The organism is Mesorhizobium sp. M0991 (genome assembly GCF_040318915.1).
In the GTDB taxonomy this organism is placed as follows: Bacteria; Pseudomonadota; Alphaproteobacteria; order Rhizobiales; family Rhizobiaceae; genus Mesorhizobium.
Genome location: NZ_JAMYNE010000013.1, coordinates 108,590 through 125,015 on the forward strand (window position 1 = coordinate 108,590; position 16,426 = coordinate 125,015).

Here is a 16,426-nt window from a genome sequence, read left to right on the forward strand (position 1 = left end):
AGGAATCATTCGGCAGGCCTTGAACCTGCGCGCAATGGAGAAGGAAAAAATGGGACGCTTCGCCGTCATCACGATGACCGAAAAGGCCGCCGACCGGGTGCGCGAGATCGTCGCGACCCGTGAGAATGCGCATGGCATTCGCCTTGGCATCAAGAAGGGCGGCTGCGCCGGCATGGAATATACGGTCGATCTGGTGACCGAACCCAACACCAAGGACGACCATATCGAGCGCGATGGCGCCCACGTCTATGTCGCGCCGGAGGCAGCACTTTTCCTGTTCGGCACCGAGATGGACTTCGAGCAGACGACGTTGCGCACCGGCTTCACCTTTCGCAACCCGAACCAGAGCTCGGCCTGCGGCTGCGGCGAATCGGTCGAGTTGAAGCCGGCCGACCTGAAGGCACTGGCCGAGGCACGCGCTTCCGCCTGAGGCTTTTCCTTCGCCGTCCCCGGCGGCAATCGCATACGGGAGCCCCCTCATCCGGCCCTTCGGGCCACCTTCTCCCCTCGGGGAGAGGTCGGATTGCCCCGAATTGCCCTTGGCAATTCGGTTGGCAATCCGGGTGAGGGGGCGCTTGCCCATACGCGATAGCGAACGGGGAGAAGAAACGCTAATCCACCCACATCCCCGTTCGCTTGTGCCAGTCTGCGATTGACTCCTCCGGGTAGACATCGAAAACCTTATCGCCCTTGCCGATGTCCGGCTCGACCCAATTCGCCTTGTATTTCAGCATCAGATGCACCTTCTCCGGCGGCTTCGGCAGGTCCGTGTCGATCGCCGAGGCGAAGGGATGCACCAGCTCCGGCCAGGTCGGGTCGTAGAGCCAGAGTGCCGTCCCGCATTTCGTGCAGAAGTTCCGCTCGCCCGTCGAGGTTTCGCGGTGCGGGTGCTCGTCGTCCTCGATCTCGGCCCGGTAGACGCCGAGATGGCGCTTGCCCTGGATTTTCAACGTCTCGTAATCGGCGCCGAGATTGATGGCAAAACCGCCACCGCCCTGCTGCTTGCGGCAGATCGAGCAGTAGCACAGCATGAACGGCACCGGCGTGTGGCTTTCCACCTCGAAACGCACGGCATTACACCGGCAGGACCCTTTGAGCAGAAGCGGCATGAGAAACTCCGACGAAATTGATTCTGAACTTGTCAGGATGGTTCCGGTTGCGTCGATGACAAGGGGAAATCCGGGTGACATGATCGACCCATGGACAATGAGCGCATAGAACAGCTTTTCGAAGGCCTCGGCCCGGTCAGCATCCGCAAGCTGTTCGGCGGCAAGGGCATCTATTTCGACGGCGTCATCGTCGCCATCGTCATCCGTGGCGAACTGATGCTGAAGGCAGACGCCGAAAGCGCACCGGATTTCGAAGCGGCCGGCTGCCGGCAATGGACCTATACCGGCTCGCGCCACGGCAAGCTCGTGTCGATGCCCTATTGGAGCGTTCCCGACAGCGCTTTCGACGATCCCGACGAGATGGCGATCTGGGCGCGCCGGGCCTACGAGGCAGGACGGCGCGCCGGCAAATAGGCTGCGCCATGCTTCGGCAGTTCCGGGCCGCATTTCACGCCAGTTCGCGCGCCTCGGGCACGAGCGCCAGCGCCTCGGCAAAGCCAGCGCTGGTGAAGGCGGCGCTCTCGATGGCGAGCATAGCGGCGGCAACGCCTTCACGCAAAGCTTCGCGCAGTGTCAGGCCGCGTAGCAGGGCGGCGACCGTGGCGCCGGCCAGCGCGTCCCCGGCGCCGGTGGCATCGGTCCGCTTTTGTAGCGGCGGTGGCGAGATCGAGAACGCGCCCAATTCGCCGAAACCGAGCACCGGTCCGTCGCCGGCGGTGATCACGCCGCTCTTCAGGCCGGCGCGTCTCAGGCCGTCGACGATACCTTGATCGCCAGCATCGATGTCGGCGCCGGCGAGCACGCCGGCCTCGTGCCGGTTCATGAAGGCCATCGCCAGAAGGTCAAGCACCGGCGTCAGCCGCGCCGCTTTGCTGGGCGAGACTGCAAGCGCAAACACCGGCTTGCCGGCGGCGAGTGCCGCCAGCCGCTCCAGCGCGGAAGACGGCAGGTTGGCATCGCACAACACCGCGTCGGCCGAACCGATCGCTTCCCGCACCTTGGCGCGGCGGATCTGCTTGGGAAGCGCCAGCTCGTAGAGCACCAAGTCGGCAAGGCCGGCGATCAGCCGGCCGTCGCTATCGATCAGGATCGTATGGCTTGGCGTTGCCCGGTCGAGGAACACCGCCGACAGGTCGACAATGCCGGCCTCGGTGACGGCGCGTAAAACCGTGTCGCCAAGGGCATCGCCGCCGCGCACCGATAGCAACGAGGCCGAGACGCCGCGCCGCATCGCCCAGCGCAAGGCGTTGAAGACGGCGCCACCAACATGCTCGTGCATCGTGCCGGGGTTCAAGGCGGCTGGCACGAAGGCGCCGGCAACCCGGCCGCGCCGCTCGATATAGGCGCCGCCCACGGCCAGGATCGTCGGGGATTTCATCATGCCGGCAAAATGCCCTTAGCTGTTGCCCGGGAGGAGACTAGGTCGCCGGGCGGAACCCTGCAATCGCGGGTCCGATTCGGATGGTGACGGCAACGGCGCAGCATGCGAGGCGGGATATATCCGGAAGCAAAATTGCGAAACAAAAATAGAACAAATATGGATATCCATTATTTTTCAAGCCCTTGGTGCTCATTGACAAATAAGAACAAATGAGGTACATTCTTTTAAGGGATTGCGGGATTGTCCGGCCTCCATTGACGACCACGGGGTGATGTATCATGGCTCAGAATTCTTTGCGGCTTGTAGAGGACAAAGCGGTGGACAAATCAAAGGCTCTGGATGCGGCGCTGTCGCAAATCGAGCGTGCCTTCGGCAAGGGCTCGATCATGCGGCTCGGCGCGAACGAGCAGGTTGTCGAGATCGAAACGGTGCCGACCGGCTCGCTTGGGCTGGATATCGCGCTTGGCGTCGGCGGCCTGCCGCGCGGCCGCATCGTCGAGATCTACGGGCCGGAAAGCTCGGGCAAGACGACGCTGGCGCTGCACACAGTGGCCGAAGCCCAGAAGAAGGGCGGCATCTGCGCCTTCGTCGATGCCGAGCATGCGCTCGACCCGGTCTATGCCCGCAAGCTCGGCGTCGATCTTGAAAACCTGCTGATCTCGCAGCCCGATACCGGCGAGCAGGCGCTGGAGATCTGCGACACGCTGGTGCGCTCCGGCGCCATCGACGTGCTGGTGGTCGATTCGGTGGCGGCGCTGACGCCGCGGGCGGAAATCGAAGGCGAGATGGGCGATTCGCTGCCCGGCCTGCAGGCCCGCCTGATGAGCCAGGCGCTGCGCAAGCTCACCGCCTCGATCTCGCGCTCCAACACCATGGTCATCTTCATCAACCAGATCCGCATGAAGATCGGCGTCATGTTCGGGTCGCCCGAGACGACGACCGGCGGCAATGCGCTGAAATTCTATGCTTCGGTCCGCCTCGACATCCGGCGCATCGGCTCGGTCAAGGATCGCGACGAGGTCGTCGGCAACCAGACCCGCGTCAAGGTCGTCAAGAACAAGCTGGCGCCGCCCTTCAAGGTGGTCGAGTTCGACATCATGTATGGCGAGGGCGTCTCCAAGACCGGCGAGCTGGTCGATCTCGGCGTCAAGGCGGGCGTGGTCGAAAAGTCGGGCGCCTGGTTCTCCTACAATTCGCAGCGTCTCGGCCAGGGCCGCGAAAACGCAAAACTGTTCCTGCGCGACAATCCCGACACGGCGCGCGAGATCGAGCTGGCGCTGAGGCAGAATGCCGGGCTGATCGCTGAGAAATTCCTTGAAAACGGCGGCTCCGAAAGCAGCGACGACGGTTTCGAGGACGACGCCGGGGCGATGTAGGGCAAGCGACGCCTCGCGGAGCGTCAGCCAGGTTTCGATTTGATGTTTTGATTTTGAGTTTGCGTAATCGATGCGTTTCGAACCGCCGGCCCCGTGCCGGCGGTTCGCGTTTGACGGCGAGTCAGACGCATTTCAAAGCGCTGGTGAAAGCCGGGATTTGAGCCCATTTGGTGTTTCTGGACAGGCTGCGGTGCGACCGCTAAAAGGCCATGTCTATTTTCCGCCGGCAGCCGGCGGTTCTCTCGAAAAGGCAGTATTCATGAGTGGCGTCAACGAGATCCGGTCGGCATTTCTCGACTATTTTCGCAAGGAAGGTCACGAGGTCGTCGCGTCGAGCCCACTGGTGCCGCGCAATGACCCGACGCTGATGTTCACCAATGCCGGCATGGTGCAGTTCAAGAACGTTTTCACCGGTCTGGAGAAGCGGCCCTATTCGCGCGCCACGACTGCCCAGAAGAGTGTTCGCGCCGGCGGCAAGCACAACGACCTCGACAATGTCGGCTACACTGCGCGCCACCTGACCTTCTTCGAGATGCTCGGCAACTTCTCCTTCGGCGACTATTTCAAGGAGCGGGCCATAGAGCTTGCCTGGAACCTGATCACCAGGGAGTTCGGCCTGAAGAAGGACAAACTGCTGGTCACAGTCTACCACACCGACGACGAGGCGGCCTCGTATTGGAAGAAGATCGCCGGCTTTTCCGACGATCGCATCATCCGCATCGCGACTTCGGACAATTTCTGGGCAATGGGCGACACCGGACCTTGCGGGCCGTGTTCGGAGATATTCATCGACCGTGGCGAGCATATCTGGGGCGGCCCTCCCGGCAGCCCCGAGGAGGATGGCGACCGTTTCCTCGAATTCTGGAACCTGGTGTTCATGCAGTATGAACAGGTGACGAAGGACGAGCGCGTCGACCTGCCGCGTCCGTCGATCGACACAGGCATGGGCCTCGAGCGCATGGCCTCCATCTTGCAAGGGGTTGAAAGCGTCTTCGAAACCGACCTGTTCCGCCACCTGATCGACGCTGCGTCGTCGGCGCTTGGCAAAGGTCCGGATGCGGACACCGTCGCATCGTTCCGCGTCATCGCCGACCATTTGCGTTCGTCCTGCTTCCTGGTGGCCGACGGCGTGCTGCCATCCAACGAAGGCCGCGGCTACGTGCTTCGTCGCATCATGCGCCGCGCCATGCGCCATGCGCAGTTGCTCGGCGCCCGCGATCCGCTGATGTGGCGCGTGGTGCCGGCGCTGGTCCGCGAGATGGGCCAAGCCTACCCGGAACTGGTGCGCGGCGAACAGATGATCACCGAGACGCTGAAGCTTGAGGAAACCCGTTTCCGCAAGACGCTGGTGCGCGGCTTGGGCTTGCTTTCGGAGGCGACGGAAAGGCTGGCCTCCGGCGACATGCTGGATGGCGAGACAGCGTTCAAGCTCTACGACACCTACGGCTTTCCGCTCGATCTGACGCAGGACGCGCTGCGCCAGCGCAACATCTCGGTCAACCTTGCCGGCTTCACCGAGGCAATGGAGCGGCAGAAGGCGGAGGCGCGCAAAAGCTGGGCTGGTTCCGGTGAAGCCGCAACCGAGACGGTGTGGTTCGCGGTGCGCGACAAGACCGGCGCCACCGAATTCCTGGGTTATGAGACCGAGCAGGCGGAAGGCCTCATCCAGGCGCTGGTCAGGGACGGCAAGACCGTCGACAGCGCCGGCAAAGGTGACGCCGTTGCCGTGGTTGTCAACCAGACGCCGTTCTATGGCGAATCCGGTGGCCAGATGGGCGATACCGGCGTCATTTCAGGCGACGGGTTCTCGATCGAGATATCCGATACCCAAAAGAAGGCCGATGGGCTTTTCGTCCATCTCGGCAAGGTGGCCAACGGCACCGTCAAGACGGGCGCGACCGTCGAGCTGAAGGTAGACCACGCGCGCCGCTCCGGGCTGCGCGCGAACCATTCCGCCACGCATCTGATCCATGAGGCGCTGCGCGAGGTGCTGGGTACCCATGTCGCGCAGAAGGGCTCGCTGGTCGCGCCCGAGCGTCTGCGCTTCGACATCTCCCACAACAAACCGATCTCGCCGGACGAGCTCGAAGAGGTCGAGCGCATGGCAAACGAGATCGTCGTTCAGAACGGCCCAGTGACCACGCGGCTGATGTCCGTCGACGACGCCATCGCCGAAGGCGCCATGGCGCTGTTTGGCGAGAAATATGGCGATGAAGTGCGCGTCGTTTCGATGGGCACGGGCTTGCATGGCGCCAAGGCCAACCGGCCTTATTCGGTCGAACTATGCGGCGGCACCCATGTCAGGGCGACCGGCGATATCGGTCTGGTGCGCATCGTGTCCGACAGTGCGGTCGCTGCCGGCGTGCGCCGCATCGAGGCGTTGACCGGCGAAGCCGCCAGAAAGCATCTCGACGAACAGGACAAGCGGCTGAAGGCAGCCGCTGCCGCGCTGAAGATTTCGCCGGCCGATGTGCCGGCCCGCGTCGAGGCGCTGCTCGACGAGCGCAAGAAGCTCGAAAAGGAGCTGACCGAGGCGCGCAAGAAGCTGGCGCTCGGCGATCGCTCGCCTGCCGGTGTGCCTGCGGAAAACGAAACCATTGCCGGTGTCGGCTTTCTCGGCAAGGCGGTATCGGGCATCTCGCCAAAGGATTTGAAGCCGCTGGCCGATGCCGGCAAGAAGTCGCTCGGCTCCGGCGTCGTCGTCTTTGTCGGCGCCGGCGAGGACAACAAGGCGAGCGTCGTCGTCGCCGTCACCGATGATCTGACCGGCCGCTTCAGCGCCATCGATCTGGTGCGCGTCGCGTCCGCGGCATTGGGCGGGCAGGGCGGCGGCGGGCGACCCGATATGGCTCAGGCCGGCGGCCCGGACGGCTCGAAGGCCGAAGACGCGATCGCTGCGGTGAAAGCGGCTCTCGAAGCGGCGTGAACCTGCACCGGGGGCGGCACGGCCTAAATGGCGCGCCGCCCAGCGGATATCTTTGAGGGCCGATATGCCGACGCTGACGATGTATCAGGTCGATGCCTTTGCCGAACGGGCCTTCCAGGGCAACCCTGCCGCCGTTCTCCTTCTGGAGGAGTGGCTGTCGGAGGAGGTAATGCAGGCCATTGCCAACGAAAACAATCTTGCTGAAACGGCGTTCGTGCGGCCGAATGGCAAAGGTTGGGATTTGCGCTGGTTCACGCCGGTCCATGAAGTCGACTTTTGCGGCCATGCCACTCTTGCGGCCGCCCATGTGCTGACTACGGAATACAATGGTCAGGGCGAAATGGCCTTCGCCACCCGGGTGGGCGAACTGCGGGTTTCCCGGCGGGAAGAGACCTATCAGCTCGATCTGCCGTGTTTTCCGCCGCAGCCCATCGAGGAAGAGCTGAACTCGGCGTTGCAAGCGATATTGCCTCAGCGGCCGGTTGCGAGCTTCCGCAATTTCGAGAACCTGTTTGTCGAGCTTGCCGACGAGACAACCGTGCGATCTTTTGTTCCCGATCTGCTCAGGATCGGAACCTTTCATCCTCTCGGCCTGGTCATTACCGCGGCTGGGCGAGCCCACGATTTCGTCTCGCGTTATTTCGTGCCCTGGGCGGGCATTCCCGAGGATCCGGTAACCGGCTCCATTCATGCGACGCTGGTGCCTTATTGGTCTGAAAAACTCGCCAAGACGCGTCTGTCGGCATTCCAATGCTCGCAGCGCGGCGGGCATTTGCAATGCGAACTGGCCGGAGATCGCGTGCTGATCACAGGCCGTGCGAAGACCTTCATGAAGGCGGAGATTTACCTTCCCGAATGAGCGGTATTTCGCAGTGGGTCGCCTTCGGCGAAGCTGTCGATCTCCCCCCTTGCGGGGGAGATGCCCGGCAGGGCAGAGGGGGGTGCTGTCCCTCCGACTTGCCAGCCCAATCGGAGCCATGTTCTCAGGCCGTTCCCAGTTGGAAAGGATCAGTCGAAGGTTGGCGATCCTTCACACCCCCCTCTGTCCTGCCGGACGTCTCCCCGCAAGGGGGGAGATTGGATGTCACTTCGGCTTTCGCTAATCACCAGAGGGCCTGTTGCCGAACGCTTGTCTCCTCATTCTGCCTTTTCGGTCTTCGCAAAACTCTCGCGTCCGGCGATGCGCGCATACCAATCCCGAATATCGGCAAACTCGGCCAGCAGTTTTCGCCCCTCGGCCACCTTGACGAAATAGCCGATGATTGGCGCGGCGTGCAGGTCGGCCAGCGTCAGGTCCGTCCCCAACAGCCAAAGCCCTTCGGCTTTCAGCGAAGACAGCGCCTGCAATGCCGTTCTCGCCTGCCTCAACCCGTTGGCGATCACGGCTTCGTCGGGCGGCGTTTTTTCCAGCCGCTCGACGGCGACATCCCAGACCATGGCCTTGTAGGCGTAGGCGTCGAGCATGCCGGTGATCTGGTTCATGCGTGCTCGAGGCCGGGCTTCGACCGGCTGCAGCGCCGGGCCGTCAAAGGCTTCGTCGACATAACGGGCAATCGCGCCGGTCTCGTAGAGGCGAAAGCCATCATGCTCGAAGGCCGGGATGCGGCCGAACGGCTGGTGCTCGAAGTACCAGCCGGGAATGCCGTCCGCGGCAAAGATGTCGACGGGCACCAGCTCGTAGCCGACGCCCTTTTCCTCGAGCACCAGCCGCACGATGCGCACATAGACGCTGTAGTCCGCACCGTAGACGACGGGCTTGCCCATGTCGCAGGCTCAGGCCATCGCCTTCTGCAAATTCTCGTCGATCTTGTCGAGGAAGCCGGTGGTCGAAAGCCAGGGCTGGTCGGGGCCGATCAGCAGCGACAGGTCCTTGGTCATGAAGCCGGACTCGACCGTCTGGATGCAGACCTTTTCCAGGGTCTCGGCAAAGCGCTTCAGTTCGGCATTGTCGTCGAGCTTGGCGCGGTGCGCGAGGCCGCGCGTCCAGGCGAAGATCGAGGCGATCGAATTGGTCGAGGTCTCCTCGCCCTTCTGGTGCTGGCGATAGTGGCGGGTGACGGTGCCGTGCGCGGCTTCCGCCTCGACGGTCTTGCCGTCCGGCGTCATAAGCACCGAGGTCATCAGGCCGAGCGAGCCGAAGCCTTGCGCCACCGTGTCGGACTGCACGTCGCCGTCATAATTCTTGCAAGCCCAGACATATCCACCCGACCATTTCAGGCTGGAGGCCACCATGTCGTCGATCAGCCGGTGCTCGTACCAGAGCTTCTTCGCTTTGAATTCTGCTTCGAACTCCGCCTCGTAGACCTCCTGGAAGATGTCCTTGAAGCGGCCGTCATAGGCCTTGAGGATCGTGTTCTTGGTCGAGAGGTAGACGGGGTAATTACGCAGCAGGCCGTAGTTCAGCGAGGCGCGGGCGAATTCGCGGATCGACTCGTCGAGATTGTACATGGCCATGGCGACGCCGGCGCCGGGTGCGTCGAACACATCGTGCTCGATCACCTGGCCATCCTCGCCGACGAATTTGATCGTCAGCTTGCCCTTGCCGGGAAAGCGGAAGTCGGTGGCGCGGTACTGGTCGCCGAAGGCGTGGCGGCCGACGATGATCGGCTTGGTCCAGCCGGGCACCAGCCGCGGCACGTTCTTCATGATGATCGGCTCGCGAAAGATGGTGCCGCCGAGGATGTTGCGGATGGTGCCGTTCGGCGACTTCCACATCTTCTTCAGCTTGAATTCCTCGACGCGCTGCTCGTCGGGCGTGATCGTCGCGCATTTCACGCCGACGCCGTATTTCTTGATGGCGTTGGCCGAATCGATGGTCACCTGGTCGTTGGTGGCGTCGCGGTGCTCGATGCCGAGGTCGTAATATTCGAGCTTGAGGTCGAGATAAGGGTGGATCAGCTTGTCCTTGATGAACTGCCAGATGATGCGGGTCATCTCGTCGCCGTCGAGTTCGACGACCGGGTTCGCCACCTTGATCTTCGCCATGGAAAGAATGCCTCGCTTTTGGGGAACGGAACGGCCTTGCCCGCACGGCTGCCGGCCCTGGGATGCGGCCCGTATATCAAAGGCTTTTTGGCCGCGCAAACGGCGAACCGCTCCGCAGGGACTGCATTCCTTGCGAAAGCTTCATTTTCGCCGCCGAATGTGGCAGGGGACTGCGAAATGCCGCAAACAGCAGTTCGTTGACAATCATGACCGCCACCCAGGATCCCGACAACCCTCTTGCCTCCGGAACTCCTGCGTCCGGACCGGCGATCATCCTGGTCGAGCCGCAGCTCGGCGAGAATATCGGCATGGTTGCACGCGCCATGGCCAATTTCGGCCTTGCCGAGCTGCGGCTCGTCAATCCGCGCGACGGCTGGCCGAGCGAGAAGGCGCGTGCCGCCGCAAGCCGCGCCGACCACGTCATCGATGCCGTCGTGGTGTTCGATGACCTCGCCTCGGCAGTCGGCGATTTGAACTTCGTCTTCGCCACCACGGCGCGCGCGCGCGACAATTTCAAGCCGGTGCGCGGTCCGGTCGAGGCGGGCAGGACGCTGCGGGCGCGGCAGCGGGCCGGCCAGCGCACCGGCATCCTGTTCGGCCGCGAGCGCTTCGGCCTCTATAATGACGAGGTCGGCCTCGCCGACGAGATCGTCACCTTCCCAGTCGATCCAGCCTTCTCCTCGCTCAACATCGCCCAGGCGGCCCTGCTGATGTCCTATGAATGGATGAAGTCCGGCCTGGAAGACGAGACCAGGACCAACTTCTCCGGCCCCGAAATGCTGCCGGCTGCCAAGGAAGAATTGCACGGCCTGTTTGCGTATCTGGAAGGTGCACTGGAGGCGCGCGGCTATTTCCGCCCGGCAGCGAAGAAGCCGAAGATGGTCGACAATTTGCGCGCCGTGCTGACCCGCCCCGGCTTTGCCGAGCCGGAGCTCAAGGTGCTGCGCGGAATAATATCATCGCTGGACAGGTTCTCGCCGGCCATGCCGCGCGGCGACGGATCGCCCGGCGACGATCCAAGGCGGCTTCCGGCAGCGGCGGCACGCGCCGGCAAGGCGAAAGACAAAGACTAGGCTTGCGAATGCAGCTGTCTTACCAGTAACCGAATTTTATTTGGTTTGATCCATGGTTTTCAAAACGATGGATCCTCGGATGTTTAGCTCGGATATCGGTCGTCTTCGCTTTTTCTTCTATTCCGTGGCTCTGCTGGTTGCGGAAATCGTGACCTTTGTGCTGTGCGTCGTGCTGACCATCGGCATCGAGGGTTTGGCCAATTCGAAGCCGGGACCTTCCAGGGAAGGGCTGGCCGCGGCCGTTCTCGTTACCTCGCTGGTGATCGTTCTGTTCCGCGCGAATTTCGCCTGGCGTCGAAGCCGCGACGCGCAAGGGTCGGGTTGGATCCTTTGGTCGTATATCGTGTTCTCGACCCTGTTTGCGATTCTGCAGGCCGGCACTGTTCTTGTCGTAAAATTCGACGGCGAAGATTCGCATTCCAGCCTTAACCTGCTGGGACTCGCTCTCGTCGGGCTGTGGGCCGTCATCTTGGCGGCCAAGCCGGCGGGCGGTGGCTCTTCGGATATGGCGTCATCCCTGAGTTTCGACGATTTCGACCCGCCCGGGCCGCTGCGCGGTACCGCGGCGCCCCATTCAGGGTCAGCCGCCGGCGTGACGGCCCTGGCTCCGCCCTACGCCATGCGCGCCGCACCGGTGCCGTCGAACCGCCCTGCATCTCAACCTGCATCTCCGGCAACCGGCCGGCCGCGGGCCGGCGGCTTCGGCAAGCGGGGCCTTGTGTAACCGGCTCGCCGCATCAAGGCCACGATGGTTCCACATAGAAGCGGCCGGGATAATGCATCATTGGCCGAAGCAAAATGCATGGGCCGGCCTTCTCTCGTGATCTCGTTTGTGATTCCCAGTCCTTAGTGATTCCCAGCCCCTAGTGACTCAATGACAATGACCAATCCATCGAGCGCCCGTCCGATCCTGATGTTCGATTCCGGCATTGGCGGCCTCACCGTGCTGCGTGAGGCGCGCGTCCTGATGCCTGACCGCCGCTTCATCTATGTCGCCGACGACGCGGCGTTCCCCTTCGGCGCCTGGGAGGAGCCGGCGCTGAGAACACATATCCTGGAGTTGTTCGCCAGGCTGCTCGACCGGTTTTCGCCGGCCATTTCGGTCATCGCCTGTAACACCGCCTCGACACTGGTCATCGATGCCTTGCGCGAGAGGTTTCCCGGCCACCCTTTCGTCGGCACCGTGCCGGCCATCAAGCCGGCGGCGGAACGCACGCGCTCAGGCCTGGTTTCGGTGCTGGCGACGCCCGGCACCGTCAAGCGCCAGTACACGCGCGATCTGATCAGCAAATGGGCGCAGAAATGCCATGTCCGCCTGGTCGGCAGCGACAGGCTGGCTGGATTGGCCGAAGCCTATATGCGCGATGGTTTTGTCGACGAGGAGGCCGTGCGCGCCGAGATCGCGCCGTGCTTCGTCGAGCATGACGGGCTACGCACCGACATCGTCGTGCTTGCCTGCACTCATTATCCTTTTTTGGCCAACCGCATGCGCAAGACAGCACCTTGGCCGGTCGACTGGCTCGACCCGGCCGAGGCGATCGCACGCCGGGCGCTGTCGCTGCTTGCCGATACCGAGGCTGGCTATCGCAGAGAGGCACTGCCGGAAGGCGCCGACCTTGCATTCTTCACCTCGAACAGCGCCGATTTTCCGACGCGCCGGCTGATGCAGGGATTTGGCCTGGCCATATCCTGACCGCAGGCAATTGTCGCTTTGGGAACATCGCACCAGACAATGCGTTTTCCTCTCATCGGAAACGGGAGAAACCATCATGCCAGCCACCTCAAAAGCCCAGCAGAAAGCGGCCGGCGCGGCATTGTCAGCCAAGCGCGGCGAGACCAAGAAGGGCGCGCTCAAAGGCGCGTCGAAGGGAATGTATAAATCCATGAGCGAAAAACAGCTCGAGGAATTCGCCGAGACCAAGCGCAAGGGCCTGCCGGAAAAGAAGTCGAAACACTGATCGACTGACCATTCTGGCGGCGGATGCCGGTCATAAAAGGCCCGCGGCTGAGCCGCGGGCCATGAAGTCTCAACGGGCGAGGGCGAAAAATTACCAGTTCCAGCCCCAGCCGCAGCGCCGCACTTTGTAACGGATGACCTTGCGATAACCGTGGCGCCACACCACCTTCTTCTTGACAACGATGCGGCAGACCTGGTGATGTCTGTGCCCATGCCAATGCCGGGCCTGCGCCGGCTCGGGCGCGACCGCCATCGTGCCGGCCATCACCGCGGCTCCTACCAACGTAAGGAAGAACTTCTTCATGCGAATTCCAGCTCCTCTGACTTCAGTCCCTTCCTGATGCCGCTGGCGCAACCTGCCGCCACATCCGGCACGTTCTACAACCATAACACTATCCGGTTCGGCGATTCGCGCCAGCCGGAAGCTTGACAGCGGTTAAATCTCCGTTTAACCAGCCCACCAACACCGGGCCGCAATGCCCGGTGGTTTTCTTTATGTGTGCAAGACGTTTGGGAAGCCGGTTTTACTTTCCTTGTGTCTTGTTTGAAATGACGTGTCCCGTGGGTTTTCCGTCGCGTTGCGTGGAAAACCCTGTCAGGTCTCGAAAACGGAGGCCAGAGGAGGGCGCGTTTCCTTCACCCGGACCATGAGGTTCCGGGTGTGTTGTTTTGAAAGGGAATGCGATGAGCAAGCGCGAATCCGCGAAGTACAAGATCGACCGCCGTCTTGGCGAAAACATCTGGGGCCGCCCGAAGTCCCCGGTCAACAAGCGTGAATACGGCCCCGGCCAGCATGGCCAGCGCCGCAAGGGCAAGCTTTCCGATTTCGGCCTACAGCTGCGCGCCAAGCAGAAGCTGAAGGGCCACTATGGCGACGTTTCGGAGAAGCAGTTCCGCAAGGTCTATGAAGAGGCGGACCGCCGCAAGGGCGACACCTCGGAGAACCTGATCGGCCTGCTCGAATCGCGTCTCGACGCGGTCGTCTATCGCGCCAAGTTCGTGCCGACGATCTTTGCGGCGCGCCAGTTCGTCAATCACGGCCACGTCAACGTCAACGGCAAGCGCGTCAACATCGGCTCGTACCGCTGCAAGCCGGGCGACGTCATCGAAGTGCGCGAGAAATCGAAGCAGCTGGTCATCGTGCTGGAATCGGTGGGCCTGGCCGAGCGCGATGTGCCCGATTACATCGAGGCCGACCACAACAAGATGACCGCGGCCTTCACGCGCATCCCCGGCCTGGCGGACGTTCCGTTTGCCGTGCAGATGGAACCTAACCTGGTCGTCGAATTCTATTCGCGCTGATCGGCGCGTTTCGTCGCGATACAACCGAAGGCCGCCCGTCCAGGCGGCCTTTTCTTTTTTCGTTCCTTTTCGGCGGCGTGATTCCGAAATCGATTTCGATTTTCGGTCCGATGCGCTACTGCGGGCGGCAACAGGACTTTAGGGCCGACGCGCCGTGAACATGCAGCCAGACGCCGAAACGCTTGAACCGGTCGCCGATGCCAAAGGCGGCTTTCATCCGCTGTTTGCCGATGTGCCGTCCTCCGTCGAGTTCAACAAGCTGCGCAAACGGCTGTTGCGGCTTGCACGCCAGGCGATCGACGATTTCTCCATGGTGAGGCCCGGCGACCGTTGGCTGGTCGCTCTGTCGGGCGGCAAGGATTCCTACGGCTTGCTTGCCGTGCTGCTTGATCTCAAATGGCGCGGGCTGCTGCCGGTCGAGCTGTTGGCCTGCAATCTCGACCAGGGCCAGCCGAACTTTCCCAAGCACATATTGCCCGACTATCTCGACAGCCATGCCATTCCGCATCGCATCGAATATCAGGACACCTATTCGGTGGTCACCGACAAGCTGCCCGAAGGCAGCACCTATTGCTCGCTGTGCTCGCGGCTGCGGCGCGGCCATCTCTATCGCATTGCCCGCGAGGAGGGCTGCTCGGCGCTGGTGCTCGGCCACCACCGCGAGGACATACTGGAAACCTTCTTCATGAACCTATTCCATGGCGGGCGCCTCGCCGCCATGCCGCCGAAGCTGCTCAACGACGAAGGCGATGTCATGGTGCTGCGGCCGCTCGCCTATTGCGCGGAAGCCGATCTCGAGAAATTCGCCGGCGCCATGAAGTTCCCGATCATTCCGTGCGATCTGTGCGGTAGCCAGGAAGGCCTGCAGCGCAACGTCATGAAGGCGATGCTGGACGACATCGAGAAACGCATGCCCGGCCGCAAGGATACGATGATCCGCGCCATGAGCAATGTGCGGCGCTCGCATCTGCTCGACAGGACGCTGTTCGATTTCGCCGCCCTCAACGAAACCCTCACCACCAGGCGTCCCGATGACATTTGACGATAGCGCGATCGACTGGCTTGCCGACCTTCTGTCGGACGCCGCCGTCGCCGAGATCATGCCGCGCTTTCGCCGGTTGAGTGAGGGCGACGTCCGTCGCAAGACCTCGGCCGCCGATCTTGTGACCGAGGCCGACGTGAATGCCGAACGGCTCATCACCGCCAGGCTGCGCCAGCGTTATCCCCACGCAATGATTGTCGGCGAGGAGGCCTGCTCCGACGACCCGACGCTGCTCGACGGTCTTGGCGATGCTGAACTCGCCTTCGTCATCGACCCGGTCGACGGCACCTTCAACTTCGCCTCCGGCGTGCCGCTGTTCGGCGTCATGCTTGGCGTCGTGGTCAAGGGCGAGACGGTCGCCGGCATCATCCACGATCCGGTCGGCAAGGACTGGCTGATCGGCGTTCGCGGCGCCGGCAGCCATATCCGCCATGCCCATGGCAATCTGGAAAAGGTTCATGTCGCCAAACCCGCGCCGATGTCGGAAATGACCGGTGCAGTCTCTTGGCACTATGTGCCCGAGCCGGACCGCTCACGTTTGGCGCGCAACCAGACCAAGTCGCTATCGCAGTTCAACTATCGCTGCGCCGCCCACGAATACCGCCTGCTGGCCAGCGGCCACGGCCATTTCGTCGTCTACAACAAGCTGATGCCCTGGGACCACCTGGCCGGCGTGCTGATCCATGCGGAGGCCGGCGGCCATGCCGCGCGCTTCGATGGCAGCGCCTATCTGCCATCGCATGTCGGAGGTGGCCTGCTGGTCGCGCCGGACCGGGAAAGCTGGCGAGAGCTGCGCCGCGAGCTCTGGGCGGAATAACTATTCACTGCCAAAGTTGTCCAATCTTGTGCGAAACCGGAGACCTCGAATGAAACCTCGGTCCGCAATTGTTGCAACGGCCTTTGCCCTTGCCTTGGTTGCCGGTGTCAATGAAGCAAGATCTGGGGAACGCGCATGTCGCAGTCCCGACCCCGTCGACACCATAGACGAGATGTTCTCCGCGATCGTCGCCTGTTGGAAGCCGCCGCCCGGAACCGCGGGCATGACCCTGACGCTGCAGTTCTCAATTCGCCGAAACGGCACGCTTATTGGCAAGCCGCGCGCCACTTACTCCCATCTAGGGGACGATGGCTCGCTCAACCGGGCCTTCGTGGCTTCCGTCCTCGAGGCGCTCGACAAGGCTCTTCCATTGCCCGTTTCGGACAGCATGGGTGGAGCAATCGCAGGACGTACGCTGTTCCCTCGCTTCACCGCGGTCAGTGAGGGTGCATCCTAGG

18 protein-coding genes are annotated in these 16,426 nt (G+C 62.6%); 13 read left to right on the plus strand and 5 right to left on the minus strand.

Annotated elements, in window-relative coordinates:
- Positions 1-49 precede the first annotated feature (49 nt).
- Complete coding sequence (gene sufA / locus NKH70_RS19905) at positions 50-430, plus strand: Fe-S cluster assembly scaffold SufA (RefSeq protein ID WP_006206001.1); 381 nt, start codon at positions 50-52, stop codon at positions 428-430.
- 181 nt (positions 431-611) lie between these two features.
- Here sufA and NKH70_RS19910 read toward each other — a convergent pair whose 3' ends face one another.
- Positions 612-1,109 (minus strand): GFA family protein, encoded by a 498-nt coding sequence (locus NKH70_RS19910; protein WP_352978867.1) that lies wholly within the window; start codon positions 1,107-1,109, stop codon positions 612-614.
- Positions 1,110-1,199: 90 nt separating this feature from the next.
- On the opposite strand from NKH70_RS19910, the gene NKH70_RS19915 reads away from it, so the two are divergent.
- A complete protein-coding gene (locus NKH70_RS19915; protein WP_353025873.1) occupies positions 1,200-1,523 on the plus strand; it encodes a TfoX/Sxy family protein in 324 nt (107 codons plus the stop codon).
- Positions 1,524-1,557: 34 nt separating this feature from the next.
- Here the strand turns inward: NKH70_RS19915 and NKH70_RS19920 are convergent, their stop codons facing one another.
- Positions 1,558-2,490: a carbohydrate kinase family protein gene (locus NKH70_RS19920; RefSeq protein WP_353025875.1), complete on the minus strand. Its 933-nt coding sequence runs from the start codon at positions 2,488-2,490 to the stop codon at positions 1,558-1,560.
- A gap of 278 nt (positions 2,491-2,768) precedes the next feature.
- Here NKH70_RS19920 and recA point away from each other — a divergent pair, with 278 nt between their 5' ends.
- The 3 genes from recA to NKH70_RS19935 all read left to right on the plus strand — a co-directional run bounded on the left by recA (position 2,769) and on the right by NKH70_RS19935 (position 7,651).
- The gene (gene recA / locus NKH70_RS19925; protein ID WP_023717366.1) at positions 2,769-3,866 is read left to right on the plus strand and encodes a recombinase RecA; all 1,098 of its coding nucleotides are present in this window, start codon (positions 2,769-2,771) and stop codon (positions 3,864-3,866) included.
- A gap of 259 nt (positions 3,867-4,125) precedes the next feature.
- Positions 4,126-6,792: an alanine--tRNA ligase gene (gene alaS / locus NKH70_RS19930; protein ID WP_352715217.1), complete on the plus strand. Its 2,667-nt coding sequence runs from the start codon at positions 4,126-4,128 to the stop codon at positions 6,790-6,792.
- 64 nt (positions 6,793-6,856) lie between these two features.
- Positions 6,857-7,651, plus strand: a complete 795-nt coding sequence (locus NKH70_RS19935) for a PhzF family phenazine biosynthesis protein (RefSeq protein ID WP_352714714.1) — start codon at positions 6,857-6,859, stop codon at positions 7,649-7,651.
- 278 nt (positions 7,652-7,929) lie between these two features.
- Here the strand turns inward: NKH70_RS19935 and NKH70_RS19940 are convergent, their stop codons facing one another.
- Together NKH70_RS19940 and NKH70_RS19945 are read right to left on the minus strand one after the other, a co-directional pair.
- The gene (locus tag NKH70_RS19940; RefSeq protein ID WP_352910833.1) at positions 7,930-8,556 is read right to left on the minus strand and encodes a glutathione S-transferase family protein; all 627 of its coding nucleotides are present in this window, start codon (positions 8,554-8,556) and stop codon (positions 7,930-7,932) included.
- Between the two features lie 9 nt (positions 8,557-8,565).
- Positions 8,566-9,777, minus strand: coding sequence for an NADP-dependent isocitrate dehydrogenase (locus tag NKH70_RS19945; RefSeq protein ID WP_096445278.1), 1,212 nt, complete (start codon positions 9,775-9,777; stop codon positions 8,566-8,568).
- A gap of 206 nt (positions 9,778-9,983) precedes the next feature.
- Here NKH70_RS19945 and NKH70_RS19950 point away from each other — a divergent pair, with 206 nt between their 5' ends.
- The 4 genes from NKH70_RS19950 (at position 9,984) to NKH70_RS19965 (ending at position 12,808) form a co-directional block, all read left to right on the plus strand.
- Positions 9,984-10,850 (plus strand): RNA methyltransferase, encoded by an 867-nt coding sequence (locus NKH70_RS19950; RefSeq protein WP_352714712.1) that lies wholly within the window; start codon positions 9,984-9,986, stop codon positions 10,848-10,850.
- A gap of 79 nt (positions 10,851-10,929) precedes the next feature.
- Entirely contained in the window at positions 10,930-11,574 is a 645-nt protein-coding gene (locus tag NKH70_RS19955) for a DUF805 domain-containing protein (protein ID WP_352714711.1), read from the plus strand.
- A 156-nt stretch (positions 11,575-11,730) separates the two neighbouring features.
- Positions 11,731-12,543 (plus strand): glutamate racemase, encoded by an 813-nt coding sequence (gene murI, locus NKH70_RS19960; protein WP_352910830.1) that lies wholly within the window; start codon positions 11,731-11,733, stop codon positions 12,541-12,543.
- A 76-nt stretch (positions 12,544-12,619) separates the two neighbouring features.
- Positions 12,620-12,808, plus strand: a complete 189-nt coding sequence (locus tag NKH70_RS19965) for a DUF3008 family protein (RefSeq protein ID WP_023674705.1) — start codon at positions 12,620-12,622, stop codon at positions 12,806-12,808.
- A 90-nt stretch (positions 12,809-12,898) separates the two neighbouring features.
- Here NKH70_RS19965 and NKH70_RS19970 read toward each other — a convergent pair whose 3' ends face one another.
- Positions 12,899-13,111: a hypothetical protein gene (locus NKH70_RS19970; protein WP_352714707.1), complete on the minus strand. Its 213-nt coding sequence runs from the start codon at positions 13,109-13,111 to the stop codon at positions 12,899-12,901.
- Between the two features lie 380 nt (positions 13,112-13,491).
- Between NKH70_RS19970 and rpsD the strand changes: the two genes are divergently transcribed.
- The 4 genes from rpsD to NKH70_RS35825 all read left to right on the plus strand — a co-directional run bounded on the left by rpsD (position 13,492) and on the right by NKH70_RS35825 (position 16,425).
- Positions 13,492-14,109 (plus strand): 30S ribosomal protein S4, encoded by a 618-nt coding sequence (gene rpsD, locus NKH70_RS19975; RefSeq protein WP_023717376.1) that lies wholly within the window; start codon positions 13,492-13,494, stop codon positions 14,107-14,109.
- Between the two features lie 154 nt (positions 14,110-14,263).
- A complete protein-coding gene (gene ttcA / locus NKH70_RS19980) occupies positions 14,264-15,151 on the plus strand; it encodes a tRNA 2-thiocytidine(32) synthetase TtcA (RefSeq protein WP_352714705.1) in 888 nt (295 codons plus the stop codon).
- A complete protein-coding gene (locus tag NKH70_RS19985) occupies positions 15,141-15,968 on the plus strand; it encodes an inositol monophosphatase family protein (RefSeq protein ID WP_352714704.1) in 828 nt (275 codons plus the stop codon). The genes ttcA and NKH70_RS19985 overlap by 11 nt, the downstream gene beginning before the upstream one ends.
- A 49-nt stretch (positions 15,969-16,017) precedes the next feature.
- The gene (locus NKH70_RS35825) at positions 16,018-16,425 is read left to right on the plus strand and encodes a UCP034077 family protein (RefSeq protein WP_352467257.1); all 408 of its coding nucleotides are present in this window, start codon (positions 16,018-16,020) and stop codon (positions 16,423-16,425) included.
- The last annotated feature ends 1 nt before the right edge of the window (position 16,426 follow it).